15 protein-coding genes and 1 tRNA gene are annotated in these 14,908 nt (G+C 60.0%); 7 read left to right on the forward strand and 9 right to left on the reverse strand.

The window, feature by feature from the left end:
• Positions 1-113 precede the first annotated feature (113 nt).
• Together RAD15_RS31815 and RAD15_RS31820 are read right to left on the reverse strand one after the other, a co-directional pair.
• Entirely contained in the window at positions 114-317 is a 204-nt protein-coding gene (locus RAD15_RS31815; RefSeq protein WP_458182345.1) for a hypothetical protein, read from the reverse strand.
• Between the two features lie 123 nt (positions 318-440).
• Entirely contained in the window at positions 441-605 is a 165-nt protein-coding gene (locus RAD15_RS31820) for a hypothetical protein (RefSeq protein WP_458182346.1), read from the reverse strand.
• Positions 606-1,307: 702 nt separating this feature from the next.
• On the opposite strand from RAD15_RS31820, the gene RAD15_RS31825 reads away from it, so the two are divergent.
• The 3 genes from RAD15_RS31825 to RAD15_RS31835 all read left to right on the forward strand — a co-directional run bounded on the left by RAD15_RS31825 (position 1,308) and on the right by RAD15_RS31835 (position 2,373).
• Positions 1,308-1,505 (forward strand): hypothetical protein, encoded by a 198-nt coding sequence (locus RAD15_RS31825; protein ID WP_458182349.1) that lies wholly within the window; start codon positions 1,308-1,310, stop codon positions 1,503-1,505.
• A 76-nt stretch (positions 1,506-1,581) separates the two neighbouring features.
• Positions 1,582-1,866 (forward strand): hypothetical protein, encoded by a 285-nt coding sequence (locus tag RAD15_RS31830; protein WP_458182350.1) that lies wholly within the window; start codon positions 1,582-1,584, stop codon positions 1,864-1,866.
• Positions 1,867-2,040: 174 nt separating this feature from the next.
• Positions 2,041-2,373 (forward strand): hypothetical protein, encoded by a 333-nt coding sequence (locus tag RAD15_RS31835; RefSeq protein ID WP_458182351.1) that lies wholly within the window; start codon positions 2,041-2,043, stop codon positions 2,371-2,373.
• 333 nt (positions 2,374-2,706) lie between these two features.
• Here RAD15_RS31835 and RAD15_RS31840 read toward each other — a convergent pair whose 3' ends face one another.
• The 5 genes from RAD15_RS31840 to RAD15_RS31860 all read right to left on the reverse strand — a co-directional run bounded on the left by RAD15_RS31840 (position 2,707) and on the right by RAD15_RS31860 (position 7,867).
• Entirely contained in the window at positions 2,707-2,907 is a 201-nt protein-coding gene (locus RAD15_RS31840) for a hypothetical protein (protein ID WP_458182352.1), read from the reverse strand.
• Positions 2,908-2,957: 50 nt separating this feature from the next.
• Complete coding sequence (locus RAD15_RS31845; protein WP_458182520.1) at positions 2,958-4,256, reverse strand: glycoside hydrolase family 130 protein; 1,299 nt, start codon at positions 4,254-4,256, stop codon at positions 2,958-2,960.
• 35 nt (positions 4,257-4,291) lie between these two features.
• Complete coding sequence (locus RAD15_RS31850) at positions 4,292-6,577, reverse strand: glycosyltransferase family 4 protein (protein ID WP_458182354.1); 2,286 nt, start codon at positions 6,575-6,577, stop codon at positions 4,292-4,294.
• Positions 6,574-7,506 (reverse strand): class I mannose-6-phosphate isomerase, encoded by a 933-nt coding sequence (locus tag RAD15_RS31855; RefSeq protein ID WP_458182355.1) that lies wholly within the window; start codon positions 7,504-7,506, stop codon positions 6,574-6,576. Before RAD15_RS31855 ends, RAD15_RS31850 begins: the two co-directional genes overlap by 4 nt.
• A 169-nt stretch (positions 7,507-7,675) precedes the next feature.
• Positions 7,676-7,867, reverse strand: coding sequence for a hypothetical protein (locus RAD15_RS31860; protein ID WP_458182357.1), 192 nt, complete (start codon positions 7,865-7,867; stop codon positions 7,676-7,678).
• Between the two features lie 679 nt (positions 7,868-8,546).
• Between RAD15_RS31860 and RAD15_RS31865 the strand changes: the two genes are divergently transcribed.
• Positions 8,547-8,939 (forward strand): hypothetical protein, encoded by a 393-nt coding sequence (locus RAD15_RS31865; protein WP_458182359.1) that lies wholly within the window; start codon positions 8,547-8,549, stop codon positions 8,937-8,939.
• Between the two features lie 544 nt (positions 8,940-9,483).
• Here the strand turns inward: RAD15_RS31865 and RAD15_RS31870 are convergent.
• Positions 9,484-10,347 (reverse strand): transglutaminase family protein, encoded by an 864-nt coding sequence (locus tag RAD15_RS31870; RefSeq protein WP_458182360.1) that lies wholly within the window; start codon positions 10,345-10,347, stop codon positions 9,484-9,486.
• Positions 10,348-10,430: 83 nt separating this feature from the next.
• On the opposite strand from RAD15_RS31870, the gene RAD15_RS31875 reads away from it, so the two are divergent.
• The 3 genes from RAD15_RS31875 to groL all read left to right on the forward strand — a co-directional run bounded on the left by RAD15_RS31875 (position 10,431) and on the right by groL (position 13,491).
• A complete protein-coding gene (locus RAD15_RS31875) occupies positions 10,431-10,604 on the forward strand; it encodes a hypothetical protein (protein WP_458182361.1) in 174 nt (57 codons plus the stop codon).
• Positions 10,605-11,376: 772 nt separating this feature from the next.
• Positions 11,377-11,694: a co-chaperone GroES gene (locus RAD15_RS31880; RefSeq protein ID WP_458182362.1), complete on the forward strand. Its 318-nt coding sequence runs from the start codon at positions 11,377-11,379 to the stop codon at positions 11,692-11,694.
• Positions 11,695-11,838: 144 nt separating this feature from the next.
• Complete coding sequence (groL, locus tag RAD15_RS31885; RefSeq protein WP_458182364.1) at positions 11,839-13,491, forward strand: chaperonin GroEL; 1,653 nt, start codon at positions 11,839-11,841, stop codon at positions 13,489-13,491.
• A gap of 1,309 nt (positions 13,492-14,800) precedes the next feature.
• Here the strand turns inward: groL and RAD15_RS31890 are convergent.
• Positions 14,801-14,875 (reverse strand) — tRNA-Gln (locus RAD15_RS31890).
• Positions 14,876-14,908 lie beyond the last annotated feature (33 nt).

A 14,908-nucleotide genomic window follows, 5' to 3' on the forward strand; every position in this document is an offset into this window, starting at 1 on the left:
CGAGCATTAGGGCTTCGCTGTTCGGGTCGCAGGTGACCCGGTCCATTTCCTGCACGTCTCAAATCGAGGTGTGATAGCGGTGTAAGCGTTCCTGCCTTTTCCTGATGATCTCTTCAGGTCATCATGAGCTTGATCCGGCCATCCTCAAATGTTCCTGTCGCAAGAGCGTCGCGAGCTATCTTTTCAATCTTCGGCCAATTTGCAAGAAGGTACTTCTGGGCCTGCACTTTCGATGGGAAGGAGGTTTGCAAAATGCAGGCATGCCGCGCGTTTCCATTCGCGATCTGAAAAGACACCGCTTGCGGTCCCTCTTCCATCCTGCACTCAGTGGATCTGGAACGTTTGCGCATATTGCTCCTCTATGAAGACTTTTGTAGTCGTCGCGAATGAACTCGGTCATATCTCGGGTTGAGCCGACCGGTGGGACTGACGCGAGAAACCTAGTCGACGCAGGCCTCCCGAGCCGCGATCTCCTTGGCTTTCATCAGACGCTTTGGCGCCTGGTCCGGGTCGTGCGTGTTGCGGACAGCCTCGGTCAGCATCTGTCGGAGTTCAGCCTTGGTCTTGGGCATCTCTCGCGTGGTCGATTTTCGCCAGTTGGTCATTCATCCTATATGGGGATCCCCGAGGCAAATGCCATTGATCGTCTGCGATTCCGGATTTGCGCCCACGTTTGAAGGTGGGAATGACCACAAATGCACCTACAGGAGTTCGTGTGCACGCCGACGAACGCGCAAAGATCTCCTCTTCGAGAATATGCGCTCAGACTTCAGCCAGTACCGATAATGCCGGGCCACCGACCGCAACAAATATAGAATGAAGGAAAGAGCAATCCTCGCTACGTGGCGCCCGACCTGGCCCCGACGCGTTCTGCGTGAAACCGTCGTGGTACTTGGTTTGGATCGATGGCCGACTCGTCGCCTCGGACGCCAGGCTAACCGCTTCCGGTCCGCCCCGCATCCAGGCAACCAAGGTGCGCATCCCGGACCAAGCGCCCACATCACTCGATTGCCTCGTTGGCTTGTGCGGCAAGCATGGGACCACGAGGCAGAGAGCCGTGGAAACTCGATTTCGACGACGCTTTAACGTTTGCCATTCCCAGTTAGCGCTCGCTATTCCCTAGACGTGCGCGTAGAGTTGGTTATCACCGCCCGTCCCGCGGCTCTAATGGTGACTGAGGGCAGCGAACGCTCCAGCCGAAAGAAGAGGAGCGTGGATGTCTCGAGTTCGTTTGGCGGATAGGATCGTGCCGCCGGTGATCGTTCCGCTGTTTCTTGTGCTCCTGGTATTTGCAGCGGGTGTCATGCGTGGATAGAGCAACGCAACTGCAATACTTGGTTGGCGGGGACAACGGAGCGGGCCGCATCAATCTGAGCCGCGACACGGCGGCTGCCGCCTTGAAGAAAGCGCACGAACTGCTGCGGGAGGGCTATTTGGACGTGCGGATATGCACGCCGCGAGGCCGGATCCTGCTGCCTGACGAGTTCGATCAGCTCGAAGACTGAGGGAAGGCTGTGCCGCCGCGCCGCGCCAACGGCGGGCAAACGGCCTCCGCCTCGGGCAGAAAAAAATAGGCATCAGATGATCCGTGTGATTGCTACGCTGAGAGGCACCTGGATAAGGGCGCTTCTTGTCGCCTCGGCGCTCGGCGCATTCGCGCAAGGCGCTCGCGCTGGGGAGTCGGACTGCCGCGCGATCGAAAGCACGAGCGGACGCCTCGCTTGTTACGACGCCGCGTTTCCTCCGAAGGTGAAGAAGCCCGCGACGACCGGCTACGAAGCATCGCGAGCTGCATACAAGGATCCGTTGATCGCTGAAGACGCCCGGATCGCGGCCAAACTGAAGAATATCTGTCGCGGCTGTTAAGGTAGGCAGGCGCGCAACTGCGAGTCAGGGATTGCAGTCGAAGAGCACGCCGCTGTCAGCGCGTCCCCGCCCCTCTGCAACAGCAAATCGGATTTCACGGCAACGCTGGCATTCTTTCCTGGCCAGCATCGATCTTGGCTGGAAATGCACCGAGGCGCCTATAAAGGCCACGACATGGCAAATCTCAGCAATGTCGCGCAGAAGCAGCCGAGTACGACGAGCCTACCAAGGGTCGACCGCCCCGGCGAAAGATGCAAACTTCAGGAGCTGCAGGACCGTCTTGTCTCGCTCGCTGATGACAAGCAGGAATTAGCGGACGTACCGCGACGCAGTTCATGTCGTACAGCCGGACCAATCATCATGCAATGGAGCGCACCGCCGACAGCGTCGCAGCGGGAGATCTTCAACACTGCAGGATCGGTCGGCAACCTGCTGGAGACGGCGCAGCTTCGTGGGCAGATCGCCCGATCTCTGCACAAGCAGAAGACTGACGCCAACGGCAACTAGCGTTAAAGGAGAGCGCTGCTCAAGATACGAGAACTGATGAACTCTACTTCATCGGCATGGCAGGCACAGTCCGCGGCCGACTGCGGAATCAGAAAACGTCAACGACGGGAGAACCTGCCATGCGCTTACTCATTTTCGCGTCGATGACAGACCGCATACCGTGGACAGGCTGGGACGCCCGAAGTGATCTGGCGCCAAGCCTGGATTGATCTGCCGCCGTGAGATCCGGGGTCGAACCGGGAAGTTCGTTCAGCCAAAAAAACTCGCATTGGCGCTTGTGCACCCGCACAGCCATGCATTCGTCGATGCCGTGCCTTGCGCTGCCGCCGCGGCTCAGCCTCTTTGTGAAATGGCTTCCTCTCCAGTAATGGCGCGATCCAGCGCATCGACAAGGATCTGCATCTCGACGAACCTGTTGCGTGCCCGCTCGGCCTTGTCCCGGTCGAAAGGAGCCGCCAGCACCTTTGCATGCGCGTCCCTGTCCTCGATCATGCGTTCACGGGCTTTCTTCAGCGTTTCAAGTCGTTCGCTCATTCAGGCTCCCTGATCTTTCAACCGACGAAATGGCGCCGCGCAAGCGGCAGTTAACCTTTCATCGCCTGCATTAGGGCCGAAATCCTGATGGTCGCGAAATTTGAAAACGTATCCGACACCGCGTACGGCAGAATGATCTGGTCGTTGTGCCGCATCGCCCCGCAGGTATACACGACGTTGGGAACGTATCCCTCCCGCTCCGACGGTTCGGGTCGCAGCAACGGCTCGCGAGAGCGGGCCAACACTTTCGAGGGATCGTGCTTGTCCAGCAACGCCGCCCCGATCGAGTATTTGCGCACCGGGCCGACGCCATGCGTCAGCAGCAACCACCCCTCATCGAGCTCGATAGGTGATCCGCAATTTCCGATCTGAACAAACTCCCACGGAAATTCCGGCTTCAGGATGGCCTGACCGCCGTCCCAGGTGTACAGATCGTCTGAATAGATCAGATACAGGTTCTCATTGTCCTGTCGCGCGATCATGGCATATTTGCCCGCGATCTTGCGCGGGAACAGCGCCATTCCCTTGTTGCGTGCTGCGGCGCCTCGCAAGGGCACGAACCGGAACGACATGAAATCGCGGGTCTCAAGCAGTTCTGAGCGGATCGCCCGTCCGCTATAGGCGGTGTAGGTGGCGTAGTAGGTCTGTTGGCCGCGATCGCTGAACTCGACAAAGCGGGCGTCCTCAATGCCATTCGACTGGGACTCGGTGACCGGGAAGATGACGCGCTCGCTGAGCTCTTCCTCGGGCTTGAAGACCAGTTCGACACGATCGCCGTCTGGTCCGGATGCGCGATGGCAGATCCGGGGACTCGAGGCAAGCCGCGCCGTCGGATCAACGGTTACACTGCCGTCGGCTGCGAATGTGCCGGTCCGAAACGTCAGTGACGACACGTGCCCCTCGCCGATGGCACGGAGACTGAGAATGAAGCGCAGGCCGCCCTTCGGCGCGCCCGATTGGTCGGGGTGGGGCACGATGCTTGGATTGAACAAGGCAGAGGCTTCGAACGAATACTCGTTGAGAAAATAGGCGCCAATGAGCTGGCGCTGGATCTTCGAGAAACTTCCGTGCGTGGTGAACGCGTCTTCCATTTCGTCGGCGCGAGCCTCGAACTTCTCCAGAAGGTTGCGGTGCCGGCCGAGGAAGTTCTCGAGGACCTCCGCGAGCTGGGAGGCAACGGCTTCGGGGTCGAGGGCGAGAACGCGATCGACGATATGATTTGCGCGCGTCTTGTCGGTCGGATTGAGATCGCGGGGTTCAGTCGCCGGCTTGAACGGGCGAACGATCACTCGCGCGGGGTCGGGATGCAAATAGAGCGCCTGCCGGTTCAGGAAGGTGGCCTGTGACACGGTGTGTCCTCGATCGCTAGAGCAGGAGGCAAGATTCAGGCGCCGATGGCGTGCAGGGCTGCGGGCTTGGTCTGGTCGGCGTTGACGCGCGCAAGCTGGCGAATCTCTGCGAGCCCAAGCAGATAGCACACAACCGACTCGCCGCCCCGATTTTGATTGACACGATCGGGATGCAATCCATCGTGGCAACTGCCGGTGTGCAGATCGACCAGCGGGATTGACAGGTCGTTGCCGCCGAGAAACCAGGTGAAGGCTCGGGTCGCAAGCGCCTTCCACTCGGCATCGCCGTCCGCCCGCCATGCCGCGAGGCAGCCAGCGATCGTTGCAGTCGCTTCCACGGGCTGCTGGTCAAAGGCGCGAGGAAGTTGCCGCACATCCCCGAAGCCGGCCGTGCCGACCGGCCGGAAATGCCCTGCCCGCGTCGTTTGTCGCGTCATCAGCCAGCGCAGGGACCGCAGTCCGGCGCTGAGGTATTCAGGTGTTTGCGTCGCAGCGCCCGTCATGATCAGAGCTTGCGGCAGCCGCGCGTTGTCGTAAGCCAACCCTTCCTCGAACCACACCCAGTCTGGTGTTTCGACGGAGGCCAAGCAAGACATCAACCTGCCGGCAAGAGAATGCCGAATCTTCTGGGCGTAGAAATCATCCTGAGCCACGGCGCAATAGGCGCCCAGACCCAGCAGGGTGAACGCCCACGCCCGAGGTGAACGAAAGCTCTCCACAGCCGCGAGAGCCTCAGCGAACAAGGCGGCCGCCCACTGGCGCCGCGACGGGGTTGCGTCGCTGAGCGCGGTCTCGCCGAGGGCCCAAAGCGTTCGCGCGTGACTGTCTTCGGACCCGCTGGCCTCGAGCCAGGTTCGATTGAAGCCCATGAAGTTGCGGAATCGTCCGATGTCGGGATTCCATGCATGCTGCACGAAAGCGGCGAAGCGAGCCGTCAGGACTTCCGGAAGCGGCTCCTCGCCCGGATTGTTGAGGGCGCAGGCCAGAAGCATCGCGCGAGCGTTGTCATCGACGCAATAGCCGTGCGAGCGATCGGGCACCGAGTGCACGGCGTGCTGGAACAGGCCGGTATCGTCGCACATCGACAGGAAATGACCGATTTGCATGTCCGGCCCCGCAGGACCGCGTGGCTCGAGCCCCGCTGCCTTGGAAGGCGCAATGACCTTGAGCCAGTGTCCCTGAGACGCACTCTCAAAAATCGACACGTAGTGCTCGGCGGCGCGGTCCCACGTCATGCTTCGGCTGACCGCATAGGCACGCCGGCACATCGCTTGCCGGCGAACGTCATCGGTGAGCAATTCCGCGATTTTGCTGCCGATAGCTGCCGCATCGCCGAACGGCACCAGGACCCCGCGTCCATTGGCCAACAGTTCGCGGGCATGCCAGTAAGGCGTCGAGACAACAGGCTTCCCCAATCCGAAGCTGTAGGCCAACGTTCCCGACGTCATCTGCGCCTCGTTGAGGTAGGGCGTGACATAGACGTCGCACATCGAGATGAATTCGAGCAGCGTGGGCAGATCGACGAAGCGGTCGAGAAACACAACGTGGTCCTCGACACCCAACTCGCGGACGCGCCTCATCAGTCGATTGCGATACGCCTCGCCCTCGTCTCGAATCAAGTTCGGATGCGTCGCGCCGAGCACAACATACGCCGCATCCGCTCGACGCTTCAGTATCGACGGCATGGCGTCGATCATGACTTCGATGCCCTTGTTGGGGGACAGCAGCCCGAACGTCAGAATGACCGACCTTCCGTCAAACCCGAGCCTGGCCTTCGCCGCATCGGGCGCGACAAACGGGACGTCGGGAATGCCGTGGGCTATGACTTCGATCTTGTCATCCGGCACCCGGTAGACGCTGCGAAGCAGTTCGCGGCCCTTGTTGGCCATCACGACGACCTTCGACGACGCGTCGACAATGCGCTCCATGACCGCCCGTTGCGCGGCCGTTGGACTGCCCAGCACGGTGTGGAACGTCGTCACGACAGGCATGGTGAGGCGCGACAGCAATTCGAGGACGTAGCCGCCGGCTTCGCCGCCGAAAATTCCGAATTCGTGCTGCAGACACACAGCGTCGAACCGGCCGGCGTTCAGAAAGTCTGCTGCACGTATGTAGTCTTCGATCCTGTCATCCTGGATCTCAAAAGCGACTGCCTTGGGATAATCATAGCTTTGACCGCGATCGGTCATCGCCACGATGCAGGCTTCGAGATTTCGACGCGATGTAGAGATCGCCTGCTGCAGGTCGGTCGTGAAGGTTGCGATCCCGCATCGGCGGGGCAGTGAATTGCCAATAATGGCGACGCGGCGGCGTGACGTCATGCTTGTACCTCGACAGTCTCGGCTGATTTCGGCGCGGGACCGGCGGACATGCCGGCATGTTTGGTCAGCTCTCCGGCCTCGTGCAGCAAGGCAACCACGGGATCAGGCCCCGGATAGGCCATCAGGCCGCGCAGGCCCTCCCCGCCGACCTCGATGACGGTTCGATCGCGCTCGATGAAGATCGCGTCACCGACCGACACGTCCCTCGATCCGATGCGCGCCCTGCCCTCGATTGCAAGAATCCAGGTCTCCCGATCGGCATCGAGCGCCCAATTCGAACTCGCCGGCAGGTCGATCCGTTCGATGACGAAATGCGGGCTTGTGATCAGAACAGTTCGCCCCTCTGTGAGGCGCCGTGGACCGGATTGGGCTCGAAGCGGCCCGGCGTCGGAAACGGCGACGGCGCTGTCTTCATGCAGCTCGCGCTGCCTCCCGTAGTCGAACAGGCGGAAGGTTGTGTCGCTGCGCTGCTGAATTTCAGCGAGCACGATACCGGCGCCGATGGCGTGGATCGTACCGGCGGGAACGAAGATGATGTCGCCCTTCGCGACGGGCCGCCATTGCGAGAGATCGGCGATCGATCCGTCCCTGATCGCTGCGTGCAATGCCTGCGGCGTGAGGCGCCGGTTCAGCCCGAGTGCAACCCGCGCGCCTGGCGCTGCTGCGAGAATGTACCAGGCTTCAGTCTTGCCGTTGGGCAAGCCGATTGAGTGGGCAAATTCATCGCCCGGATGAACCTGAATCGACAAGGGCTCGCTGGTGAACAGTAATTTGACCAGCAGGGCCGGGATGGGTGCATGCTCACGCGTGCGCTGGAACCACAGCTCTCCGACCAAGTCACCGGCAACGTCGATGCTACTCCATGGATGGAGATCGGCCATCCCCCACGGCTTGCGTTCAACCTGTACGGCAGCATGCTCGATAGCCACAAATTTCTCCTGACCGGTGAAGCGCATACCGGGGCGATATGCCGTTGGTCGACACTGTCCATATGATTTGGCGTGGCCAAGCGCGTCGCGGGTGTGCGCAGTTGTCGCGACGCAGTCCGCCCACGATCGGAACGGATTTCGGCGTCAGGTTGTATGCTCGCCGGACGCGTCAGACTTTGGTTGCCCAGGATGGACGAACTCCGGTCCAGGCGGGGAGCGAATCCCATTCGGCCCACCGCATCCGGCGCTCCTCATCGCCGACCCTGATAAAGACAAAAGCGGCATCATCCTTGCCGGTTTTCGAACCAACGAACATTGCCGGAGCGCCGTAGGCATCCCTGATGATCGCAGTGTTTGCCATTCCTGCCCTGCTTTCTTTTCAGACTCCATTGCCGTCACGTCACTTGGGACGGACTACCACTGAACAATCACGGCGGCAGCGATCAGCAGCGCAAAGAAGATCGGCAACAGCACCGGAGGCACCAGCCAATCGCGAAGATCAAATTTGAGGGTATCTGACATGTGACCGCCTTGTTGGTTGAGGCGGGAGCGCAACGCTCTCAGTCACCGATAACAGCCCGGGGCGCACGCGGTGATGTGTTAGATATAGTGGCTATCTGCCGAATAGCGAGCAGAATCGCAATTTTCTTTTGGACTGGACCCTGACAAGGCAGCAACGCGACGCGCTTAGCCATTTGAGCGCCAGTGCTGCACCGTCTGCTTTGCAGCCGGGCGTGGCTTCGAGCTCCGACACGTCGTTAATGGATTGACCGACGAGGCATCACTTCGATGTGCGCGGCGGTTGCGTGGGTCTACGGGCTGGAAGCCAAGAACGTGCTGTACAGCATCAGGACAACAGTCTACGGTTCAACTACGGGTGGCCATAGTCACCTTGAAGCTGTCCATGAAGCGGCGACGTCCGACGTCGCGGCTCGTCGTCGTAGCGGCAGCTAGAGTGCCATCGGAAGGCGCAATTTTTCGACCAGATGCTTTGACTAAGCGCGGATGCAAGCGGCGTCCGCGGCTGTGAACGCGCTTGTGTGCGCGACAAAGGAGATATTATGAGAATACCCGCAATCCTGCAGGGTGAGGCCCGGACTCGCTTCCTGCAAGGTATCGCTTTCGGCGCTGTTGCAGCAATGACGATCGGATTTGGTTGGGGCGGCTGGGTCACCGACGGCACTGCCAGAACCATGAACGCAACGGCAGAAAGCAACGGCCGGATGTCGATCCTGGTCCCCATGTGCGTCGCGCAGTTCACTGCGGCAGACGGCGCCGTCACCAAATTTAAGGCGGCCGGCCCATACTCAAGAGACAACGTCATCACCGAATTCGTGAAGGCGGTTGCCTCCACGAGCATGGACTATTCCTTCGCCAAGGCATGCGCAGCCGGCGTGGAAGCCGAACTCTTGAGGACGCCCACAAAGAGCTGAGTGATCGGTTCGTAGGATTGGGGATCCAGCGAACCTGGCGGCACTGATCTGCTTGTCGCGCTCTCACCTGATGTCGAGCGACGATGAGCGTGCCGAACTGACGCTGACGATGCGTCGGAAGACCCCGCAGGCGCTGGCTCTGAGAGCCCGGATCGTGCTGAGCTGTGCGGAGGGTGGTGAGAACCGGAAGTCGCGACCAAGCTGGCCTGAACCGGCGGACCGCAGGCTGTTGCGGCGTCGTTTTATGGAGAAGCGCGTCGCCGGGCTGCACGACGACCCGCGCTCCGGCGCGCCGCGCACGATTGACGAAGCCCGCATCGAAGCCGTGATCGTGAGGACGTTGGAGAGTTGCCCTGAGAGCGCCACTCATTGGAGCTCCCGCTATAGGCAGGACCAGGGCCTATTGGTGTCGGCGAGCTTTCGGGCTGCCGCCGCACCGGATGGAGACGCTCAAGCTCTCAACCGATCCGAATTTCGTGGCCAAAGTGCGCAATGTCGAGGGCCTCTACGTCTCGCGGCCGGAACCGCCGAATGTCCCGTCGATCTAAGACGTGACAAGAACTTCCACGGACATCCCAGCGAAAGCGCCAATGCTACCGACGAAGCTGCCAGACACTGGGATCGTCTGCCGGATATCGCGCGCGACCGCGACCGGGATTAGATTGAAGCCGCCGAGGCTACGATTTGTGGGGTCGAATGTGATCCAGCCAGCTCCCGGTACGAAGATCTCCGCCCACGCATGGGTTGATCCCGCACCGCTCGATCCGACGCTGTCGCGTTCGGGATTGTAAAGGTAGCCGGAGACGATTCTGGCTCCGAACCCGAGCATGCGTGCTGCTTCGCTGAACAACACCGCATAATCTCGGCAAGACCCCCAGCCACGATTCAGGGTTTCTACCGGCGTCTGGGTGCCCTCATCCTCACGGCTCTGATACCGGATAGCTTCGGAGACGCCGACGCTGAGATCCTTCAGCAGCGATAACGTGTCAGTCCGACTTCCTCGCACGAACATTTGCGCCCAATTTCGCAGGAGTCCCGCCGTGTCCGAAAACTGTGGGAGAGCCAGGGCGCCGAGATCGGTCCAGTCTTCATCAGAATAGCGGAATGGATAAGACATGGCCGAGACAGCGATATCGAACACCGGCCATTCAACTGCGTCGAGTTGAAGCTCCGTGGCGCAGGCGATCACCAGGTTGGAGGCTGTCATCTGAAACGTGGCCGTAGCGATCGCATTCCCAAACACATCGTGCGCCCACGTCAAGGCCGCATGCGGCGTTACCGTGACGCTGCTGGAAATCAACCGAAGCTCGCGGGCTTCGCGCGGACGAAGCATCAAGCGGTGCGGCAGCAGCCGAACGTGTTCGTTGAAACGATAAGTCGTCGTGTGAAGAACCTTCACCGTACTCAACGAAAGCTCCAATCGAGGAAGCCTGTGATCAGACCCTTCATCCGGTCGTCCCCTTCTGAAGTATGGCCGAATAGAACGTGCCCATGCAAATGTCGATCCAGACCGAGACCTGGACGATTGCAGTCGAGGCATCGGGCAGAACGCTGTGGTTCATCCATATGAGCGCGGTGCCTACTTTCCTGGCCTGCGGAGCATTTTCCGCTCTCTCGTTCGCCGAGATCTGCACCATTGGTTCGTGGGACGGTCGCCGGGAGTAAATGTCCCCTGACGTGTGAAATCGTTGCCAAGCAGAGGACATCGGTTCCGAAGCCCCTGATAACTGCGATCGCGGCCTGAGACCATTCTCAAAGAGACAACGGCCCTGCGGCAGCTAGAGTGCCATCTCACAGTCGGAAAAGTACGGCATAAGCGCTACCGAACTCGCTGTCGCCGATAGGTACCATCGGCTGAGCTTGATATGGGACTTGTCGCACTCAGAACAAATGCCAAAGTCAAACTAGCTCAAGCGGAGTCGAAACGAGCCAGTAGGACTGAAGCGGCCTCATCGTTCTGGAGGTCTCACCGGCCCGGCAAGGAAGTGATAGGTAGGCACCCAAGTCGTGTTCCATGTCTCAAGAGTTGCGTCGCAAACGGAACACTCAAAGCTGCTGATCTGTCCGGCGGGAGCCATGGACTCGGTTCGGCTATAGACAGCGCCGCACTTGCAGGATCGGTAAGACGAGTCAGACATGCCATCCTTATGCGCCTAAACGGCTAATTTACAAGTTACCTCACGGGCTGAAGCTAAGTCGGCAGGTAAACTGATCGCCGGAAGGTTTCGCCCATGAGGGATTGGCGTGACAAACGCTACAGGCCGTGATGACTAACCCTCCTGTTCGCTGCGGAGTCACTCGCTGAATCGACTCAGCGATCAAGCATCGCGAGCCGAAACCCTTGCGCCTTCGAGTTTCGGGCTTATGTGAAGGGCGCTAGCACTCGTTCATTGCGACTGCCAATCCCCAATAATCACAAAAAGCGAAGGAGGACGCCATGAAATTCCGTCCGCTCCACGACCGCGTTGTAATCAAGCGTATCGATGCCGAAGCGAAGACCAGCGGCGGCATCATCATTCCGGATAGCGCCAAGGAAAGGCCCTCCCAGGGCGAAGTCACGGCGATTGGCCCAGGCGGCCGGGACGAAGCTGGCAAGCTGATACCGATCGATCTGCAGGTCGGCGACCGCGTGCTGTTCGGCAAGTGGTCCGGCACTGAAGTCAAGATCGACGGCCGCGACCTGCTGATCATGAAAGAGAGCGACATCATGGGCGTTCTCACCGATCTTCCGGCCGCCAGCAAGAAGGCCGCGTAAGGGCCAGCCAGATTCCTTATCCTAAGGCGTCGTCGCAGCGGACGTCTCGAAGGATGTGGCCCGCAATCTAGATCTCAGCCCTCAAGAACGTCGCCCAATTGCGCGGCCTTTTGGGGATCTGACCAGTCAAAAACGGAGATCATCATGTCATCCAAGGAAGTTAAATTCGGCGTCGAGGCCCGCGATCGCATGCTACGCGGCGTCGACATTCTCAACAACGCGGTCAAGGTGACCCTCGGCCCCAAGGGCCGCAACGTCGTGCTCGATAAGTCGTTCGGCGCTCCCCGCGTCACCAAAGACGGCGTCACCGTCGCCAAGGAAATCGAACTCGAAGATAAGTTCGAGAACATGGGCGCCCAGATGGTGCGCGAAGTCGCTTCCAAGTCGGCCGACGCTGCTGGCGACGGCACCACCACCGCGACCGTATTGGCCGCGGCCATTATCAGAGAAGGAGCCAAGTCGGTTGCAGCCGGCATGAACCCGATGGACCTGAAGCGCGGTATCGACTTGGCTGTGGAAGCCGTTGTCGCCGACCTTGTCAAGAACTCCAAGAAGGTCACCTCGAACGAGGAGATCGCCCAGGTTGGCACGATCTCGTCTAACGGTGACGCCGAGATCGGCAAGTTTCTCTCCGACGCCATGAAGAAGGTCGGCAATGAGGGCGTCATCACGGTTGAGGAAGCCAAATCGCTCGAGACAGAACTCGAAGTCGTCGAGGGCATGCAGTTCGACCGCGGTTATATCTCCCCCTACTTCATCACCAATGCCGACAAAATGCGCGCTGAATTCGAAGACGCCTATGTCCTGATCAACGAGAAGAAGCTTTCCAACCTTAACGAGATGCTTCCGCTCTTGGAAGCAGTCGTGCAGTCCGGCAAGCCGCTGGTTATCATTGCGGAAGATGTCGAAGGCGAAGCTCTCGCCACCCTCGTGGTCAACCGTCTGCGTGGCGGCCTCAAGGTCGCGGCCGTCAAGGCGCCTGGCTTCGGCGATCGCCGCAAGGCCATGCTGCAGGACATCGCGGTTCTGACCGGTGGTCAGGCGATCTCGGAAGATCTCGGCATCAAGCTCGAGAACGTGACGCTCAACATGCTCGGTCGCGCCAAGAAGGTGATGATCGACAAGGAGAACACCACCATCGTCAGCGGCGCCGGCAAGAAAACCGACATCGAAGCACGCGTTCAGCAGATCAAGGCGCAGATCGAGGAAACCGCCTCGGACTACGACCGTGAGAAGCTCCAGGAACGGCTGGCCAAGCTCGCAGGCGGCGTCGCGGTGATCCGCGTCGGCGGCGCAACTGAAGTCGAGGTCAAGGAGCGCAAGGATCGCGTGGATGACGCGATGCATGCGACCCGTGCGGCGGTTGAGGAGGGCATCCTTCCCGGCGGCGGCGTCGCCCTGCTGCGCGCATCCGAGCATCTTAAGGGCCTGCGCACCAAGAACGACGACCAGAAGACGGGCGTCGAGATCGTGCGCAAGGCACTGTCCTGGCCGGCCCGCCAGATCGCGATCAATGCAGGCGAAGACGGCTCGGTTATCATTGGCAAAATTCTGGAGAAGGATCAGTACGCCTATGGCTTCGACTCGCAGACCGGCGAATATGTCAACCTGATCGCTAAAGGCATCATCGACCCGACCAAAGTCGTACGTGTAGCTATCCAGAACGCAGCGTCGGTTGCGGGGCTCTTGATCACGACCGAGGCCATGGTGGCCGAGTTGCCGAAGAAAGGCGCGGGAGGCGGTATGCCAGCTGGCGGCGGTGGCGGTATGGGTGGCATGGGCGGTATGGACTTCTAAGTCCAATCGTTTAGCCGCCATCCGATGGAAAAGCCCGGCAGCAATGCCGGGCCTCTTCAGTTCAGCTGCTCGACAGCGACGCGGCTTTGGACGAGCCGGATCAATCAAAAGCACGGATGGCATTTTGCCACTGAGCCTCATAGTGTGAATGCTGATCGAGCTTTGACCCCTTAATCAGCCGCGCCGCGGCGCTTAAGTCCTGATTTTACTACGTCGAGAATGACCCCGGGGCTGAACGGCGTCCGACTCCCCGCCGAATGACTATCGTCCTTGTCTGCGGTTTGGAGCACCCATTGCCGATCGAGTGCTGGTGATTGCAGGCCGCACTTACGTTATTGTGCGTCATCGCGCCAACATTCGATGACTACCGACTGGTGGAGAGCGGCGCCTAGGCCGAAGGCGCCAGAGCCGAAATTAAAGACGCAAATCTCGCACGGGCACTCTCCGGGATTTCGAGTGCGAAGTGGGCCGCAGTTGGCTGTTCTGAAACTCCCTGTTTCGGCCGGATGCCCTGTGTAAGCAAAAGCCGGCCGCACCGACGGGACTCGGAATTCGACCGGCGGACGAGGGCCTCGAAGATAAGCGAGATTTGACTGGAAATCCCTTTGATAGACCGACCTGGAAAACCGTGACAGTCCTAGTCAACCAGACTCACAGTTCGCTTTAAGGTACACGCGCCGCGCGGTTGGCGTCTGATTGATGAGGTGGCGCGCCGACTACCGGGCGGCCGGGTATCGCGCGGCGAAGAGGCAATCGCCGAGCGTCCGGACGGCCCGCGCGTGGGCGCGCTGGGACGCTTCAATCACCAATCACCAGGTACACGGAGTTTGAAAAGACCGGGCGCGAACTACACGTAGGCGTTGAAGGCGAAGTCGTCTTTAACGGCAGACGCTTTGTCGAAGACTGCGTTGTATTACCCCGGCTGACGGCAATCTTCCGCTGCGTTCTCAATATTCGTCGACGCACTCCAATATCGAGACGCCTGTTCGCGCTGACGCGCGCAAAATAGTTCAATATCGTAGGCTGGCGTACAGAATCGTGGAGATGGCGGAGAGAGTGGGAGTCGAACCTACGCTCCAGAGCTATGGTGCTGAGCAAACAAACCAGACGCCGTCTCCGACGAGAGACGAGGAGCCTTCGATAGTCGGACCTCTTCTCGACGTTTCATGAGAGCTTTTGTGACACAAGTCAGTTTCGGGGATCGCTCACCCGGCGCCCACTATGAAATTGCGCCATTTCTTCACCGGGCGGCGGATTCCGGCATTTCCAAACGAAGCCGCCCAAAACGGAATTTCCCTTGTAATATCAATGGCTGGGGCGGGAGGGATCGAACCTCCGAATGGCGGAATCAAAATCCGCTGCCTTACCGCTTGGCTACGCCCCAAAAGGCGACTGACGGAACGGCGGAAGAACTCAC

It is taken from the genome of Bradyrhizobium sp. 14AA, assembly GCF_054185205.1.